Source organism: Microbulbifer agarilyticus, assembly GCF_019800665.1.
GTDB lineage: Bacteria > Pseudomonadota > Gammaproteobacteria > Pseudomonadales > Cellvibrionaceae > Microbulbifer > Microbulbifer agarilyticus_C.
Genome location: NZ_JAHVKO010000020.1, coordinates 1 through 740, shown reverse-complemented (window position 1 = coordinate 740; position 740 = coordinate 1). Strand labels below are relative to the sequence as shown.

Annotated in this window: 1 protein-coding gene; it reads left to right on the top strand. The window is 47.2% G+C overall.

What is annotated here, in order from left to right; translation table 11 throughout:
- Positions 1–740, top strand: a 740-nt coding sequence (locus KUV22_RS17210) for a hypothetical protein (RefSeq protein WP_222233012.1), incomplete at both ends; no start/stop codon positions are given.

The following is a 740-nucleotide window of genomic DNA, read 5'->3' as shown; positions in this document are numbered from 1 at the left end:
GCCGCAGAGATTGTCGGCGGCAGTGGAACATTAATAGAAGCATCAGGCGGTCGTGGATATCGAGCGGGAACCGGTGGTGGTGGCCGAATTGCACTCTACTATGATGCCATGTCTGGAATTGTTCCGGCGGATGATATATTTACGCGAGCTGGAACTAATTACTCAGGTGCCACCGGTTATGGTGGCCCGGGAACGGTTTATCTTTATGACCGCTCTCTGCCGTCTGAAAATGCGCGCTTACAAATTATTAATCGGAGTAGCAGCGAGACTTACCCCCCGTATATATTGAGTGGGGAAGTCGAGATTCCTGTTTTTTTCGAACATTTGCGCGTAACAATCGATCAAGATGTTAACTTATCTGCGCCAATTACATTCAAAGATACGAAAGTTGTTTTGAATGATGGGGTGCATTTAGGTTCCCCAATTTCAGGTAATAGCTTCAGTTCGGTTTATGTCACGGCAGAGGGTAATTTCACAGTACTCAATAACAATTTGGTAGTAGATGGCTTTACCTTGGAGCTGCCTCAGGATTACAGCTTTGAATCCATCGCAGTTAAAAATAGTGGCAAGATAACCACGCCCGTGGCTTCTGATGTTTTCTCGGCTGGCATCACCCTAAGCGCCACAGATTTCTATGTCAGCTCCAATTCATATATTGATGTAAGTGGCAAAGGGCGTTTCGCGGAATCCGGTGCGCATTGGAAATCCGGTGGTAGTTACGGCGGCTTGGGTGGCATAGA